This is a genomic window from Pseudofulvimonas gallinarii (genome assembly GCF_004343305.1).
Classification (GTDB): domain Bacteria; phylum Pseudomonadota; class Gammaproteobacteria; order Xanthomonadales; family UBA2363; genus Pseudofulvimonas; species Pseudofulvimonas gallinarii.
Window position 1 is genome coordinate 199,509 of record NZ_SMAF01000001.1, and the last position, 14,895, is coordinate 214,403.

The window sequence follows — 14,895 nt, forward strand, 5'->3', positions numbered from 1 at the left end:
CCATGCGCATTGCCCAGCGTTTCTGCCTGCCTGTCGCCCTGCTGCTCGCCTCCTCCACCGGCACCGCACTGGCGCAGCAATACGACTGCCAGATGCGCTTCGAGATGAGTGGCTGGTCCGCCTTCTTCAAGACGGCCTCGGGCCACGGCACCGTGACCTGCAACAACGGGCAGCGCATGAGCGTGCGCCTGAGTGCAAAGGGAGGTGGCATCACCTTCGGCCGCTCCTCCATCGAGGACGGCCGCGGCGAGTTCTCGGGCGTGCGTGACATCAGCGAGGTGCTCGGCAGCTACGTCAGCGCCGAAGCCCACGCCGGCGCGGTGCGTTCGGCCAAGGGCCAGGTCGTGACCAAGGGCGAAGTGTCGCTGGCACTGAGTGGCACCGGCCGCGGCTGGGACCTGGGCGTCGCCTTCGGCAAGTTCAGCATCGAGCGCGCGCGCTGAGCGCGCTCCCGGGCACCGTACAGGCCCTCCGGCCGGCAGCGAACCGTCTGCCCCGGGATCGGTGGCTCAGGTGCGCGGCAGGGTGACGCCGCGCTGCCCCTGGTACTTGCCGCCGCGGTCGCCGTAGGAAGTCTCGCAGACATCATCGGGCGCGGACTGGAAGAACAGCATCTGCGCCACGCCTTCGTTGGCATAGATGCGCGCCGGCAGCGGCGTGGTGTTCGAGAACTCCAGCGTCACGTGCCCTTCCCATTCCGGTTCCAGCGGCGTGACGTTGACGATGATGCCGCAGCGGGCATAGGTGCTCTTGCCCAGGCAGACCACCAGCGTGTCGCGCGGAATACGGAAATACTCGACCGTGCGCGCCAGGGCGAAGGAATTCGGCGGGATGATGCAGACGTCGCCGCGGAAGTCGACGAAATTCCGGGCGTCGAAATCCTTTGGATCGACGATGGTCGAATTGATGTTTGTGAAGATCTTGAACTCGTCAGCGCAGCGCACGTCGTAGCCGTAGCTGGACGTGCCGTAGGAAATCATCCGGTGCCCGTCCTCGCGCATGCGTACCTGCCCGGCCTCGAAGGGCTCGATCATCCCTTTCTCTTCGGCCATGCGGCGGATCCAGCGGTCGGATTTGATGGTCATGACGGTCGGCGGTCCTCGAGGGAGGGCAAGGTTAGCAGCATGCCCGGCCTCGCCCCAAGCCGATCGAACGATGGCGCCGGGACGCGTCCAGAATTGCCTTCGCCACCGTGCTAGCGTCGGTGCCCACGTCGGCCACCGGTGCAACCCCCCGCGTGCCGCCCGCCCGGGCGTCATCGTGGATGGGGAGCGTCCGTACCGGCATAAGATCCGCGGGCTACGACCTGCGGCCGCTCACCCGTCTCACCTGATTCCGCACCCGCCATGATCCGCATCCTCGCTTTCCTGTTCGGCTGCCTTGCCGGCCTGCCGGCGTTCGCCCATGCGCCTTCCGCCACCTCGGACCATGAGGTCGTCGTGATCAACTCGCCCCCGCCCGCCGTGGTGCAGGCGCTGGGCCAGCGGTTCGGACACATCCTCCGCGATCCGAGATCCGGCGATGTGCGCGTGGAAGCGGACGGCGAGGACCGCGCCTGGCTGGCGGCGCAGCGCTTCCGCTTCGCGGTCGACGACGAGGCCACGCAGTCGTTGCAACGCAGCCTGCTGCCGCTGCAGGCGCAGCGGGCGATTCCGGGCTACGCCTGCTACCGCACGGTCGAGGAAACGCAGCAGACCGTCGACAGCCTGGTGGATAACTACCCGCTGCTGGCCAGCGCCATCGACATCGGCGACAGCTGGCGCCGCACCCGCAACGGCGCGCAGGGCTACGACCTGGTGGTGCTGAAGCTCACCAATTCCACGACCGGCGGCACCAAGCCGAAGATGTTCGTGATGAGTTCGGTGCATGCACGCGAATACACGCCTGCGGAACTGATGACGCGCTACGCCGAGGAGCTGCTCGCCGGCTACGGCGTCGATCCGGACGCAACCTGGCTGCTCGACCACAACGAGTTCCATTTCCTTCTGCAGGCGAATCCGGACGGGCGCAAACGGGCTGAAGCCGGCAATTCCTGGCGCAAGAACGAGAACCTCGACTACTGCGGCAGCGGCACGCGGCCCGGTATCGACCTCAACCGCAATTTCCCGGTGTTCTGGAACTACAACAACGGCGGTTCGAGCACGTCGGCCTGCTCGGAAACCTATCGCGGTCCCGGCGCCGCCTCGGAACCGGAAACGCAGGCGGTCATCGAATACGTCCGCAGCATTTTCCCCGACACCCGCCCCGGCAATCCCGAAGACCCCTCCATTCCCGCCGATCCCGATACCCAGGGCCTGTTCCTGGACATCCACAGCTATTCACAGCTGGTGCTGTGGCCCTGGGGCCACAGCACGGCGCCGTCAGGCAACGCCGATGCACTGGCCACGCTGGGAATGCGCATGGCGTGGTTCAACGGCTACGAGCCGCAGCAGGCGGTCGGCCTCTATCCGACCCGCGGCACCACCGACGATTTCGCCTACGGTGAAATGGGCGTGCCCTCGTACACCATTGAACTGGGCGTCGCGTTTTTCGAGAACTGCACGACATTCCAGAACAACACCGCGCCGAAGAATCTGCAGGCGCTGCGCTACGCGGCGCGCACACTGCACGCGCCCTACCGCCTTCCAGCCGGCCCGGACGCCTATGACCTTTCAGTGGACGCGGATACCGTCGTTGCCGGCGAACCGGTGCGCCTGACCGCCCGGGTCGACGACAGCCGCTACCGGAACCAGCAGCAATCCACGCCGGCGCCGACCACGGCCCGGCCACACCATGTCATCGCCGGCGCGCGCTACTACATCGACCAGCTGCCGTGGGAATCCGGTGCCGTGGGCCAGCCGATGCTGCCCGGTGACGGCCACTTCGACGGCACCAGCGAACAGGTGTGGGTCGACATCGACACCACGGCGCTTGCGCCGGGCCGCCACCTGGTCTTCGTGCAGGGCCATGACGCCGGGGGCGAATATGGCCCGCCGGCTGCCGTGTTCATCGAGATCAAGGAGCCCGCGCCAGCGCAGGCGGTGCTTGTCGGGCGGATCACCGACCGGGTCACCGGCGACGGCATCGACGGCGCACGGGTGCAGGCGGGCGATGAAATCGTGATCAGCGAGGATGGCGACTACAGCTTCCTGATTGAACCGGGCAGCATGTCGGTGACGGTGAGCGCCGAAGGCTACCTGTCCGTCCCTGCGCGGACCGTCACCCTGGCCCCCGAAGAAACCGTGAATCTCGACTTCCCGCTGGTCCCGACCTCCGACGTGATCTTCGCTGACGGGTTCCACACCGATTGAACGCATAATGGCGACGAGGCCTGCGTGTGGGACGCGGGCCAAGCCGTCCCGTTCGATCGACCATCCATCCGTTGGAGACCGATGATACCGAGTCCTCGTGCCGTCCTGGCCTGCCTTGCCCTCGCCGTTTCCAGTGTCGTGACGGCGTCGGAACAGCATCAGATCGTTCGCATCCATGCCGCCGATGCCGGCCTTCGCCACCAGCTCGGTGACCTGTTCGGTCACATCGGCTACGACGAGACGACCGGCATAGCGATGGTCGAAACCGATGTACTGGGCCGCGACCGCCTGCGCCGCCTCGGCATCGGATGGCAGGTCGACGCCGATGCGACCGCGGCCTACCAGGCTTTCATCGAGCACGGTGTCGATGGACTGCGGGCCATTCCCGGCTACGCCTGCTACCGCACGGTCGAGGAGACGTTCGCCAGCATCGACACGATGGTCGCCCATTACCCGGTGCTGGCCAGTTCGATCGACATCGGCGACAGCTGGCGCCGCGTACAGGATCCCGGCCAGGGTTATCCGCTGCGCGTCCTTCGACTGGGCAACCGGGAGGCGACCGGAAAAAAACCGGCGATGTTCGCCATGTCCTCGGTGCATGCGCGCGAGTACACGCCCGCCGAGCTCATGACACGCTTTGCCGAGCGCATGCTCGCAGGCTACGGCAGCGATGCGAACGCCACCTGGCTGCTCGACAACTTCGAGTTCCACCTGCTGCTGCATTCGAATCCCGACGGCCGCAAGCGTGCCGAGCAGGCGGTACTGTGGCGAAAGAACGAGAACATCAACCACTGCCCGCAGATGAACGGCAACCCGGACGGCAACTCGCACCCGGGCGTCGATCTCAACCGCAACTTCCCGTTCAACTGGCAACCGGGCGGCACCGGCCCGCAGCAATGCAGCGCCGTGTATCCCGGCGTCGGTGCCGCGTCGGAACCGGAAACACAGGCCATTCGCGATTACGTACTGGACATATTCCCGGACACGCGGCCCGGAACCGACCTGACCGCCGCGGCTGATCCGGATACCAGCGGACTGTTCCTGGACATGCACAGCTACACCGGCCTGGTGCTGTGGCCCTGGGGCGTATCCGTACAGAGCGGCAATGAAATGGCGTTCCGCCACCTCGGCCGGCGCCTGGCCTGGTTCAACAACTACACGCCGCAACAGTCTGTCGCCCTGTACCCGACCTACGGCACGACGGTGGACTTCGCCTATGGCGAGCGGGGCGTTCCCGCGCTGACCTTCGAACTGGGAACGGCTTTCTTCGAAAACTGCAACACCTTCCAGAGCACCATCCTGCCGGACAATCTCGCCGCACTGGACTACGCCGCGCGCAGCCTGCACGCGCCCTATCGCCTGCCGTGGGGTCCCGACAGCTACAACGTCGCCGCGAGCAACGACAAAGCCGTGCAGGGTGAAACGGTACGCATCAGTGCCACCGTGAACGACGGCCGGTACCGGAACGAGGGTGGATCCGGCAGCGCGCTGGCCATCCAGAATGTCGCCGCGGCGCACCTGTACGTGGACAGGCTGCCCTGGCAGCCCGGCGCCACCGGAATGCCGATGCTGGCGACGGACGGCAACTTCGACGCGAGCATGGAATCCGTCCACCTGGATCTCGACACGGCCGCGCTGCCCGTGGGCCGACACCTGCTTTACGTCCAGGGCACGGATGCGGATGGACACGCCGGCGCACCCTCGGCGGTGTTCCTGGAAATCAAGGCTGACCCGGACCGCCTGTTCGCGGATGGATTCGAACCGCCGCCGGGTTCACCGTGATCCGGAGCAGGACTCCGCGCACCACGATTCCCCGCGGTGGGCCAGACCGGCCGCCTCCGGCAGCCAGGAATGCGCGCTATTCGATCGAGACCTTCGGCAGGCCCATGGTCTTGTTGCGGGCGCGCAGGCTGAGGCGGCCGGCGGCACCGCGGGCGATCCGGCGATAGATCGCCGCCTCGTCCGAATCCGGCGCCGCGACCACGGTCGGGCGACCGCCATCGGCCTGTTCGCGGATCGCCAGCGCCAGCGGCAACTGGCCGAGCAGCGGCACATGCTGTTCCTCGGCCATGCGCGCGCCGCCGCCTTCACCAAAAACCGGTTCGACATGGCCGCAGTTCGAACAGCGGTGCGTGCTCATGTTCTCGACCACGCCCAGCACCGGGATGTCCACCTTGGCGAACATCGCCACGGCGCGCCGTGCATCCAGCAGTGCGATGTCCTGCGGCGTGGTGACGATGATCGCGCCGGACACCGGCACCTTCTGTGACAGCGACAGCTGGATGTCGCCGGTACCTGGCGGCAGATCGACGACCAGGTAATCCAGGTTCGACCAGGCGGTCTGGTTGAGCATCTGCTGCATGGCCTGGGTGACCATCGGGCCGCGCCAGATCATCGGCGTTTCCTCGTCGACCATGAAACCGATCGACATGCACTGCAAGCCGTGGCCGATCATCGGCTGGAAGTGCTTGTTGTCGTGGCTGTGCGGGCGACCGCTGACGCCCAGCATGCGCGGGACGCTGGGTCCGTAGATGTCGGCATCCAGCACACCGACGTTCGCGCCCTCCGCTGCCAGGGCCAGTGCCAGGTTGACGGCCGTCGTGGACTTGCCGACGCCGCCCTTGCCCGAAGCCACGGCGATGATGTTCTTCACTTCCGGCAACGGTGTCAGCCCGTCCTTCACGACATGGGCGACGATGCGCTGGTCGATGCTGATGGTGGCAGGGCCGAGGCCCGCGGCGGCAAGGGCAGCCTGCACCTGCGCGCGTAGTCCGTCGTGCCCGCTGCGACCAGGATAGCCGAGCACCAGGTCGATGACAGCGCCCTCGGCCGTCTGCGCCGCGCCGCGGAAGGCGCCGGATCCGACCAGATCGGTTCCCGTGTCCGGATCGACGACATCGGACAAAACCGTCCGGACCTGGTCCTGGTATGCAGCCATTCCGCTTTCTCCTGCGTGAAGCGCAATTCTACCCGGCCCGCGTGCCGCGGCCGCTCCGGCCGCTGAATGCGGCAGCGCAGCCTACGGCCATCGCGCTGGAAACGCCTTCGCGGCACTGCGCACCGACCGGGGGGGCCTGCCCCGGCATCGGACGGGTGCGCGGAAGCGTCAGCGCATTCAGTGGCGCCAGCGCAAGTCGCGAGCCGGTGCCGGTCCACTGCGTCGTGCACGCCGTGGGATAATGCGCGTCCGGTCCCGAGTTCCTGTCCATGTCCCGAACGCTGCTCGTCACTTCCGCCCTGCCCTACGGCAACGGCCACCTGCACCTTGGCCACCTGGTCGGTTACATCCAGGCCGACATCTGGGTGCGCGCGCGGCGCATGGCCGGCGATACCGCCCATTTCGTCTGCGCCACGGACGCCCATGGCACGCCGATCATGCTGGCCGCGGAAAAGGCCGGAATCGCCCCCGAGGACTTCGTCTCCACAATGCAGGCCAGCCAGGAGCGCGACTTCCGCGACTTCCTGGTCGCGTTCGACTGGTACCACAGCACGCATTCCAGCGAGAACCGCGAATTGACCGAGCGCTTCTACGCGGCGCTGGAAAAGCGCGGGCATATCGCCCGGCGCAGCATCGAGCAGCTGTACGACCCGGCGAAATCGATGTTCCTGCCGGACCGCTACGTCAAGGGCGAATGCCCGAAGTGCGGCACCCCGGAGCAGTACGGCGACAACTGCGAGAACTGTGGCGCCACCTACTCGCCGACCGAGTTGAAGAACGCGCGCTCGGTGGTCTCGGGCGCGACACCGGAGCTGCGGCAGTCCGAGCACTTCTTCTTCAAGCTCGGGGATTTCACCGAAGTGCTGCGCGAGTGGTTGCAGGGCGAGGTTGCCGTGCCCGGTGTCAAGGCCAAGCTGCGTGAATGGATCGACTCCGACGGCGGCCTGCGCGACTGGGACATCTCCCGCGACGCACCCTATTTCGGCTTCGAGATTCCCGGCCGGCCCGGCAAGTATTTCTATGTCTGGCTGGACGCGCCGATCGGCTACTTCTCGAGCCTGCTCGCACTGGCGCGCTCCGGCCGCGAGCCCGGCCTGGACGAAAGGACACTCGATGCCCTGCTGGCCGAATCCGGCAATGCCGAGCTGCACCATTTCATCGGCAAGGACATCGTCAACTTCCATGGCCTGTTCTGGCCGGCCGTGCTCAAGGGCAACGGCATCCGCCTGCCCGACCGCCTGCATGTCAACGGCTACCTCACCGTCAACGGCGCGAAGATGTCGAAGTCGCGCGGCACCTTCGTGCAGGCGCGCACGTTTCTCGATGCCGGGCTGAATCCGGAATACCTGCGCTACTACTACGCCGCGAAATCCTCCGGCGGCGTCGACGACCTCGACCTCAACCTGGAAGACTTCGCAGCGCGCGTGAACGCCGACCTGGTCGGCAAGTTCGTCAACATCGCCAGCCGCTGCGCGAAGCTGCTGGCCACGCACTTCGACAACCGGCTGGGAGATGCGCCCGGCGCTCAGGCCTTGCAGCCGTTCACCCGGGTCGCCGCGCTCGTCGAACCTGTCTGGAACGACTACGAGACGGGTGACTTCGCCGGCGCGATCCGCAGCGTCATGGGCGCGGCCGACTACGCGAACGAATACATCGCAACGCGCGAACCGTGGAAGCAGGCCAAGGATCCCGCGCAGCGCGAGTCATTGCACGAAACGCTGTTCGTCGCCCTGAACATGTTCCGCCTGCTGGCCATCGCCCTTCGTCCGATCCTGCCGCGCACCGCGGAGCGGATCGCCGCGTTCTTCAACGAGGACATCCGTGGCTATACGCGTGACGCGATGTGCTCGCTGGCGCAACCGCGGGCGGGTGCCCACGGCCTGCCGGTCCTGAGCCGGCACACCGTCAATGCCTACGAACCCCTGCTCACCCGAATCGACCCAGCCCAGATTGCCACCATGATCGAAAACAGCAAGGAAACCCTGACCACGACGGAAGCGACGCCACCCACGTCCGCGGCGACCACCACCCCGGCCGCTGTCGGAAAAGCGGAAATGCCGGCAACCACGCAGCCCGAATACGTCGGCATCGACGACTTCGCGAAGCTGGACCTGCGCATCGGCAAGGTCGTCGTCTGCGAACACGTCGAAGGCGCCGAGAAGCTGCTGCGCTTCGTGCTCGATGCCGGCGACCTCGGCCAGCGGCAGATCTTCTCGGGCATCAAGGCCGCGTATCCGGAACCGGAAAAGCTGGTCGGCCGCAATGTCGTGTTCATTGCCAACCTGGCGCCGCGCAAGATGCGCTTCGGCCTGAGCGAAGGCATGATCCTGTCCGCCGGTGACGGCGGTGCAGACCTGTTCCTTCTCGACGCCGACGCGGGTGCCCGCCCGGGCGCCCCGGTGCGCTGAGCCCCACCGCCGCACACGCGCCGCGGCCGACGCGCGGCGAACCGCCGGAGCCGCCGGCGGGACCTTGAACCGGCGCCCGCTGGACGCCGGATGCCAGCTTTCACCCGGACCAGACAGCCAGTCGATGTCGCCGGCCGATCCGCCGCCGGTGATGTCGCTTCCCGCTCCGATTTTCCGTATCCCGGATCAAGCAACGGAACGGGAGCGTGCCTGATGAAGTCCAAGGTCCTGCTGGCAACGCTGGCGTTCGCCTTCGGGGCGGGTACGACTCAGGCGCAGCCGACGCTGGTCATCTACGACGACGCCTTGCAGAACGGATTCCTGGACTGGTCCTGGGTGGATCCGCCGGGCGACCTGAACCTGTCATCGACCGCAGCCGTACACAGCGGCACGCATGCGATCCATTTCCGCGCCCATTCCTGGCAGGGCGTCTCGTTCCACTGGCCTGGCGCGGCACTGACCACGGCGCAATGGCCGGAGCTGCGCCTCTGGGTACGCGGCACGGCGGGTGGCGAACAGCTGCAGGTGTCTCTGCAGCAGGACGCCACCCTGGTCGCACAGGCCAACCTGGCCGGCTTCGTAGGCGGCGGCTCGATCGCCGCCGGACAGTACCGGCTGGCCACGATCCGTTTCACCGATCCGCCGCTGAACTTCAACGGCAGCTTCAACCGCATCAACATCACCGACGCCAGTGGCAATGCGCCGGCGGCACCCCAGGTCGTGTATCTGGATACCCTCGCCCTGCGCGGAGAAGGTGGGCCCGACCCGATCTTCGCCAATGGCTTCGAAGGCGCCGGCGCGAGCGGCCTGGTCATCACCCGCGATGTCGCCATCGACGGCATCACCGGCGACCGCTTCGAATGGAAGGACAGCGGCGGACTGACCCGTTCCGCCGTGCTCGCGCACAACAATGGCGGCACGGCGGCTGGCGGCAGTCGCGGTGGTGAACTGCGCGAATTCCGCTACCAGACGCCGCAGGGACAGCGTCACGTGCGTGCACCGGCCACCGGCGCCGGCGGCTTCGGCTACGTCGTCGCGCACCCGCAGAGCCACGATCATTGCACCGGTGGCGGTGACAGCTCGTCGCTGGGCCACTTCACTCCCGGCCAGTTCCAGCGGGTCTTCGAAGGACGCCACCACGCGATCCTGCGCTTCACGCAGGCCTACCCGCGCTACTGCACGCGCAATGCACCCGCCCAGCAGTACAACCTGCCAGTGACCATCGACTGGCTGATCGCCAACGGGCGCGACCATCCGCTGTGGTCGATCACCTGGGACATGTCCGCCATTCCGGTCAACCGCCTCGAGGACGACGCCCGCGCGCCCTACGGCGAACTGCTGTTCGACGGCGCCACCAGCTTCGCCACCGCCAGCACGATCGCCGGTGTCGGCTGGGGCGACCGCTACCGCTTCGCGACCACGACGGCGCCCTTCACCTTCAACAGCCACTGGACCTGGAACCAGCCGAACACGGTGCCCTACGTGAAGCTGTGGACCTCGGCGGTCGATGCGACGATGGGCACGGTGGCAACACAGACCATCACCCAGCAGGACGCCGGCGGCTATTGGGGCACCACGCGCTGGAACACCACCAGTGCGGCGGGCAATGCCTGCGCCAGTCCGAACCACCGCATGCCCTGCGACTACAACTGGCCGTTCCAGTCGATCAACTATTCAATCTACCCGTTCAATCCCGACCAGGCCACGAACAGCACGCGCCTGGCCTGGGGCACGAACTTCGGCTTCCTTGGCGGGCAGACCTACGATACGCACGGCTATCTCGGCACGGCATCCGGCTGGCCGAAGAAGAACTACTCGACCTACATCGTGCTGGGCACGCACAGCGCCGATCCGGTCGGCGCCCAGGTCAGCCAGGTCGAGGCGAGCCAGGGCCTCGCCCTGACGGCGACCACGGGCTCGGTCGTCGCCAGCGGGCCCAGCGGCGTCAACGATGCAACGGTGCGCACGTACACGCCCTCGGGTTATGACCCGGTGTACGGCGCGCTGCGGTTCAACGCCAGCGGCAACCAGCTGACCGCCAACATCGCCGTCGGGGCAGGCACGCTGCGCAACCCGCTGCTGATCATCGGCAACTACACCGGCGCCTTGCCGACCACGCTGCGTCTCAATGGCCAGGTGCTGGTGCGTGATCAGGACTGGCTGCCGTCGCTGCGTGCAGGTTCGCAGCAGGTCTGGATCACCCTGCGACGCGACCTGACCGGCGCCACGAACTCGCTGCAGCTGCAGCCCTGAGCGCACACCGCACCGGGCCCGGACACCCCGTCCGGCTCCGGACGGCGCAATTGGACGACATCTGGACGCTCCGGCTGACGGGGGGCCGTCGGCAGCGGATACCATGCGAAGTTCCATTTTCGCCGAGGTAGTCCATGATCCGACTGGTCGCGTCGCTTCTGGCCTGTGCACTGGCCGCATCGGCAGCGGAACCCGCTTCCGCCCGCACGATCACCCACGAAGACCTGTGGCGGATGCCACGCGTCGCCGCGCCGGTACCCAGCCCGGACGGTCGCCAGCTCGCTTTCACCGTCACCCTGCCCGAGTACGACGCTGACAGGTCGCGCACCGACATCTGGCTGGTGGCCAGCGACGGTCGCACGCCGCCACGCCAGATCACCTTCGACCGTGGTGGCGAATCAGGACTGGCGTGGAGTCGCGACGGCAGGCGACTCGCCTTCGTTGCCAAGCGTGGCGACGACGAAACCGCCCAGGTCTACGTCCTCGATCTCGATGGCGGCGAAGCGCGACGCGTGACCGACATCGTCACCGGTGCCCGGGCACCGTCATTCTCGCCGGATGGCCGCCATCTGCTCTTCATCAGCAACGTCCCGGCCGGTTCCACCAACGAGGAAAGCCGGCGCGCGCTGGTCAAGGAACGCAAGGAACGCAAGCACAGCGCCATGGTCTATACCGGCTTTCCCATCCGCGACTGGGATCGCTGGCGCGAGGACACGCAGGTGCGCGTCTTCGTGCACGACCTGGTCGATGGCGGCGAGGCGCGCGACCTGCTGGCCGGCACGCAGTTGTCGACGCTGCCCGGCTTCGCCGGCACCGGCGGCATGGGACGCGAGGAAATCCAGGCAGTCTGGGCGCCGGATGGTCAGTCCATCGTGTTCAGTGCCAGCCGCAACCGCGACCGCAGTGCCTGGTCTTTCACCCACAACGACCTCTGGCAGGTGGCGCTCTCCGGCGGCGAACCACGCCGCCTGACCGGCACCGATGCCGACGACGCCGCGGACAGCCATGGATCGGTGACCTTCAGTGGCGACGGTCGCCGCCTGTTCGCCATGGTGTCGCCACGAACCGCCCAGGTTTACAACGCCGCCCGCCTTGTCGCCTTCGACTGGCCGTCGATGGCGGAGGTGGCGCGAATCGAGGCGCCGGAAAGGCGTGCGATCGGCAGCTATGTGGTCAACCAGCGTGGTGATCGCGTATGGTTCAGCGTCAGTGTCGATGGCCAGGAGCACATCCTGGAAGCGACGACCGGCCGCGGTGAACCGCGCGAGTACGCGCGCCCGGATTCGGGTGGCTATCTCGCGCTGACCGGCGTCGCGCAGGGCGACTCGCCGATGCTGGCGGGCCTTTTCGACAGTGCGGTCACGCCACCGGAAGTCGCGCGCTTCGACGCCGGCCGCAACCGTTTCATTCGCCTGACGCAGTTCACCGCAGAACGACTTGCCGGCCTCGACCTGATGCCGGTCGAGCATTTCTGGCACGACAACGACGGCCACCGCATCCACAGCATGCTGGTACGTCCCCCAGGCTTCGATCCGTCGAAGAAATATCCGCTGTTCGTACTGATGCACGGTGGTCCGCACATGCAGTGGCGGGACCAGTGGGTGCTGCGCTGGAACTACCACCTGCTGGCCGCGCGCGGGCATGTCGTCCTGCTGACCAACTTCCGCGGATCGACCAACCAGGGCGAGGCCTTCGCACAGGCGATCATGGGTGATCCGCTGCGCGGTCCGGCCGACGACATCAACACGGCTGCCGACGCCGCCATCGCGCGCCATGACTTCATCGACGGCGAACGCCAGTGCGCCGGCGGTGCCAGCTATGGCGGGCACCTGGCCAACTGGCTGCAGGGTACGACCGACCGCTATCGCTGCCTGGTCAGCCATGCCGGCCTGGTGAACCTGGAAGCGCAGTGGGGCACCAGCGACATCGCCTGGTCGCGGGAAGCGTCGATGGGCGGCCCGGTGTGGGAACAAGGCGAAGTCTGGCGCACGCAGAACCCGATCCGCCTGGCAGCCAACTTCCGCACGCCGACACTGGTGACCTACGGCGAGAAGGACTTCCGCGTGCCGATCAACAACGGCCTGGAATACTGGGCGGCACTGCAGCGGCAGCGCGTCGAGAGCCGGCTGGTCGTCTTCCCCGACGAGAACCACTGGATCCTGAAGGGCGAGAACAGCCGCTACTTCTACCAGGAAGTCGGAGACTGGCTGGCGCGCTGGCTGCTTGACGAAGCCACCACCACGCCCGCACCCTCATCCGCTGATCCGCTGATCCGCTGATCCGCTGATCCGCTGATCCGCTGATCCGCTGATCCGCTGATCCGCTGATCCGGATCAACCACCCCTGCCCGCACGTCGGGCAGGATACCGTCCATCTGTTTGACGAGCACGTTCGGCATGTCGCATCCGGTTGAATACGAAGGCCGTGAATACAGCGTCCGCGAAGGCGAAACCATCCTGCGCGCGCTGCTCCGCCAGGGCGTCAACATCAACTATTCCTGCGGCAAAGGCAGCTGCCATACCTGCATGTGCCGGCTGGTCAGTGGCTCGGTCGAGAGTTCGCGCGACATCGATCCGGCGCTGAGCGGAAGCGGACATTTCCTGCCCTGCGTCAGCCGGCCGAAGGAGCGGGTCGTCGTCGGCCCGCCCGATCTGGATGCGCTGGCAAAGCCGGCCGAAGTCATCGGACGACGCCTGCTTGCCGACGACACCCTCGAGCTGGATATCGCCCCGATGGGCGAAGTGGCGTACGAGGCCGGCCAGCACATCCACATCGCCGGACCGGACGGACTGTCCCGGCCCTACTCCATCACCACCCTGCCGGGTGAGGACTTCTTCCTGCGCATCCATGTGCGCCGCGTCGACGGTGGCGCGATGAGCGGCTGGCTGTTCGATCACGCCGACAGCGGTACCACGCTGTCATTGCGCGGCCCCTACGGCGACTGCTTCTACGACCCGCGCATGCAGGGTCGGCCGCTGCTCCTGCTCGGTACGGGCACCGGCGCCGGCGCGCTCATGGCGATTGCGCGCGCCGCGCTGTCCGCGGGCCACACGGCACCGGTCACGCTCTTCCACGGCGGCCGTCGCCAGTCCGATCTGTATCTGCATGAAGTCCTGTGCGAGCTCGCACGCGAACATGCCAACTTCACCTACGTACCATGCCTCAGCCGCGAGGAAGCCCGCGGATGCGTACGCCAGGGTCGCATCGTCGAGCATGCCTTCACTGGCCTTCCCGACCTGCAGGATGCCGAAATCTTCCTCTGCGGCCTGCCCGCCATGGTCGAACAGGCGCGGGTCATGGCCATCGTCGCCGGCGCGCGACGCGACGCCATCCACGTCGACCCCTTCGACTTTGCCCACGGCAACGTGCAGGACGACGCCAGCCGCGTCGATGCCATCCCGGCCGATCCCGAACTGTGGGCCGCGCTCGGCAACGGTCCCGGCCTGACCGCGGTGTTGACCGACTTCTACCAGCGGCTGTTCCAGGACGCCCGCCTGTCGCCCTTCTTCCACGGCATGCTGCCGCAGCAGGTCGCGGCGAAGCAGTACGGTTTCCTCGCCGACCTGATCTCGGGGCGGCGTGAATATTTCGGCCTCAATCCCTACAACGCGCACCACTGGATGGTGATCTCGGACGAGCTGTTCGATTACCGCGAAGCGATGTTCGAAGAGGTTCTGCGCGAACATGGACTGGCACCGCACCTGGTCCGCCGCTTCCTCGCGCTGCACGAGCGTTTCCGGACGTCCATCGTCAAGGCGGAAGCGGTGCCGATGCGGGTCAAGGGCGTAGACATTCCCCTGCGCACGCAGTCGGTCGAACGCCTCGACCTCGACACGGTCTGCGATGGTTGCCACCAGGAGATTCCCGCCGGTTCACCGGCGCGCTACCACGAGCGGCTGGGCACCCTGCACTGCCGGACGTGTGCGCAATTGACCGACGAGGAAATCGCCGAGGTAATGCCGGACTGATGCCCGGCCGCCGTGGAGGCGGCCGCGATCGTCGGGTT

At 67.0% G+C, this 14,895-nt stretch carries 9 protein-coding genes; 7 read left to right on the plus strand and 2 right to left on the minus strand.

The features are described from left to right. Nucleotides 1-2 precede the first annotated feature (2 nt). Complete coding sequence (locus EDC25_RS01020) at nt 3-443, plus strand: hypothetical protein (RefSeq protein WP_377599374.1); 441 nt, start codon at nt 3-5, stop codon at nt 441-443. 66 nt (nt 444-509) lie between these two features. Here EDC25_RS01020 and dcd read toward each other — a convergent pair whose 3' ends face one another. Further along, nucleotides 510-1,085, minus strand: a complete 576-nt coding sequence (dcd, locus tag EDC25_RS01025; protein WP_123521753.1) for a dCTP deaminase — start codon at nt 1,083-1,085, stop codon at nt 510-512. Between the two features lie 261 nt (nt 1,086-1,346). Between dcd and EDC25_RS01030 the strand changes: the two genes are divergently transcribed. Then, nucleotides 1,347-3,290, plus strand: a complete 1,944-nt coding sequence (locus tag EDC25_RS01030) for a M14 family zinc carboxypeptidase (protein WP_123521752.1) — start codon at nt 1,347-1,349, stop codon at nt 3,288-3,290. 81 nt (nt 3,291-3,371) lie between these two features. Further along, the gene (locus EDC25_RS01035; protein ID WP_123521751.1) at nt 3,372-5,072 is read left to right on the plus strand and encodes a M14 family zinc carboxypeptidase; all 1,701 of its coding nucleotides are present in this window, start codon (nt 3,372-3,374) and stop codon (nt 5,070-5,072) included. A gap of 76 nt (nt 5,073-5,148) precedes the next feature. Here EDC25_RS01035 and apbC read toward each other — a convergent pair whose 3' ends face one another. Next, on the minus strand, nt 5,149-6,228 hold the full coding sequence (gene apbC / locus EDC25_RS01040) for an iron-sulfur cluster carrier protein ApbC (protein WP_123521750.1): 1,080 nt from the start codon (nt 6,226-6,228) through the stop codon (nt 5,149-5,151). 269 nt (nt 6,229-6,497) lie between these two features. Here apbC and metG point away from each other — a divergent pair, with 269 nt between their 5' ends. The 4 genes from metG (at nt 6,498) to EDC25_RS01060 (ending at nt 14,857) form a co-directional block, all read left to right on the plus strand. Continuing rightward, complete coding sequence (gene metG / locus EDC25_RS01045) at nt 6,498-8,636, plus strand: methionine--tRNA ligase (protein ID WP_123521748.1); 2,139 nt, start codon at nt 6,498-6,500, stop codon at nt 8,634-8,636. Nucleotides 8,637-8,849: 213 nt separating this feature from the next. After that, entirely contained in the window at nt 8,850-10,889 is a 2,040-nt protein-coding gene (locus EDC25_RS01050) for a hypothetical protein (RefSeq protein WP_123520703.1), read from the plus strand. 134 nt (nt 10,890-11,023) lie between these two features. Continuing rightward, a complete protein-coding gene (locus EDC25_RS01055) occupies nt 11,024-13,168 on the plus strand; it encodes a S9 family peptidase (RefSeq protein WP_123520702.1) in 2,145 nt (714 codons plus the stop codon). A gap of 117 nt (nt 13,169-13,285) precedes the next feature. Then, a complete protein-coding gene (locus tag EDC25_RS01060; RefSeq protein ID WP_123520701.1) occupies nt 13,286-14,857 on the plus strand; it encodes a 2Fe-2S iron-sulfur cluster-binding protein in 1,572 nt (523 codons plus the stop codon). Nucleotides 14,858-14,895: the final 38 nt, after the last annotated feature.

What these genes read in the sequence shown, in the direction of transcription:
- EDC25_RS01050 (WP_123520703.1), top strand. Translation starts at nt 8,850, where the DNA reads ATGAAGTCCAAGGTCCTGCTGGCAACGCTGGCGTTCGCCTTCGGGGCG.
- metG (WP_123521748.1), top strand. Translation starts at nt 6,498, where the DNA reads ATGTCCCGAACGCTGCTCGTCACTTCCGCCCTGCCCTACGGCAACGGC.
- EDC25_RS01035 (WP_123521751.1), top strand. Translation starts at nt 3,372, where the DNA reads ATGATACCGAGTCCTCGTGCCGTCCTGGCCTGCCTTGCCCTCGCCGTT.
- dcd (WP_123521753.1), bottom strand. Translation starts at nt 1,085, where the DNA reads ATGACCATCAAATCCGACCGCTGGATCCGCCGCATGGCCGAAGAGAAA.
- EDC25_RS01055 (WP_123520702.1), top strand. Translation starts at nt 11,024, where the DNA reads ATGATCCGACTGGTCGCGTCGCTTCTGGCCTGTGCACTGGCCGCATCG.
- EDC25_RS01020 (WP_377599374.1), top strand. Translation starts at nt 3, where the DNA reads ATGCGCATTGCCCAGCGTTTCTGCCTGCCTGTCGCCCTGCTGCTCGCC.
- apbC (WP_123521750.1), bottom strand. Translation starts at nt 6,228, where the DNA reads ATGGCTGCATACCAGGACCAGGTCCGGACGGTTTTGTCCGATGTCGTC.
- EDC25_RS01060 (WP_123520701.1), top strand. Translation starts at nt 13,286, where the DNA reads ATGTCGCATCCGGTTGAATACGAAGGCCGTGAATACAGCGTCCGCGAA.
- EDC25_RS01030 (WP_123521752.1), top strand. Translation starts at nt 1,347, where the DNA reads ATGATCCGCATCCTCGCTTTCCTGTTCGGCTGCCTTGCCGGCCTGCCG.